Annotated in this window: 1 protein-coding gene and 1 pseudogene; one reads left to right on the plus strand and one right to left on the minus strand. The window is 74.8% G+C overall.

Annotated features, from left to right (window positions below):
- Positions 1–285, minus strand: a pseudogene (locus HW578_RS26320) (hypothetical protein); the annotation flags it as partial.
- Positions 286–620: 335 nt separating this feature from the next.
- Between HW578_RS26320 and HW578_RS26325 the strand changes: the two are divergent.
- The coding region (locus tag HW578_RS26325; protein WP_232479315.1) for a lytic transglycosylase domain-containing protein at positions 621–1,574 on the plus strand (954 nt) is incomplete at its 3' end.

Genomic DNA, 1,574 nt, shown 5'->3' on the forward strand with positions numbered 1-1,574 from the left:
GGCCAGCGCGCCGACCACGCCGCCCACCGTGCGCGCGCGCCAGTCGCCGCCGATGGTGCTGCCGATCAGCCCGCCGCCGACCGCACCCGCGCCGGCGCCGATGCCGCTGCGCGTGCCCGAGACCGCGACGGGGCGCATGCCCACGATGGTGCCGTAGGAGACATAGCCGGAGGAGCCGAGCGCCCCGCGGTCCACCGTGGTGTTGGTGGCCGGCGCGCAGGCCGTGAGGCCGGCGCCGAGCGCCAGCACGGCGCAGATGGGCGCAAGGCGGCGAAGGTCGAACATGGGTCCCAATACTCCCTCGATTCGCGCCGGGCGCGTAAGGCATCGCAGCAGATCGCCGCGCCATGGCCACAATGTGATGCAGCATCGCTACACGTGGCGCCGGACGCGTTGCAAGCACCCCCAGATGCGGTGGGTCGCCCGCAATGCTTGACCCGGCGGCACGGGCCGGACTACGCAACCTTTCACAGTCGTGCGCTTAACGCCTGTTTCGCGGCGCTGCCGGGACGGCTCGGAGGGGGATCCGGGCCGCCCAACTGCAACGGCACTGCCCGCGCCAGGCCCGTTGGAGACCAGGGGGAATGACCGGATCTCGCTTGCGCGGTGCCAGGATGGCCTTGGCGTTCCTTGCCCTGGCCACGCTGGCGGCCTGCGCCCAGTCGGGCCAGCGCAATGCCGGCAACGGCCCCTGGTACAACCGGCCCGACAGCGCGGCCCCGCCCGGCCCGCCGGGCGACCCCTGGGGGCCCTGGATTCGCGACGCGTCGCGCCGCTTCGACGTTCCGGAGCTCTGGATCCGCGAGGTGATGCGCCAGGAGAGCGGCGGGCGGGCCAATGCCACCTCCCCCGTCGGCGCGATGGGCCTGATGCAGGTGATGCCCGGCACCTACCGGGAACTGCAGGCGCGCTACAATCTCGGCCCCGACCCCTACCACCCGTATGACAGCATCCAGGCCGGCGCGGCCTATCTGCGGGAGATGTACGAGCTCTACGGCAACCCGGCCTTCCTCGCCGCCTACAATGCGGGTCCGCGCCGGCTCGAGGACTACCTGTGGGGCGGCCGCGGCCTGCCGAACGAGACGCGCAACTACGTCGCGCGCATCGGCCCGCGCATCCAGTCCGCCGCGCCCAACCGCCGCGCCCCGCCCGAGGTCTATGCCGCGGCCGAGATCGGCCTCTACATCCCGCCCGGTCCGCGCCCGATGGGCGGCGGGACCATGATGGCGCTGCGCCAGCAGCGTGAGGCCGCACCACCGGTGCAGGTGGCCGCCGCCCCGCCGCCGCCAGGCGCGCCGCGGGTCCAGGTGGCGAGCCTCGCGACCGACGCCCTGGTCGCGCCGCCGGCAGCGCCGCCGGTGCACATGCAGGGCATCGAGAACCCGACCCTGACGCCTTCGGCCCGCGCCGCCCTCGCCGAGGCCGCACGCCAGTCCGAGATCGAGCGCGCCCAGCAGGCCGCCGAGGAGGCGCCTGCCAGCCGAACGCCCGTCGTGGTCGCAGGCGCCCTGGCCGCGCCCGAGCGCCGCGCCCCCGCCGGCTCCCCCTTCCGCAGCCTGGGCGGGATCGTCGGC

This window comes from Roseomonas rosulenta, assembly GCF_016106005.1.
GTDB lineage: Bacteria > Pseudomonadota > Alphaproteobacteria > Acetobacterales > Acetobacteraceae > Neoroseomonas > Neoroseomonas rosulenta.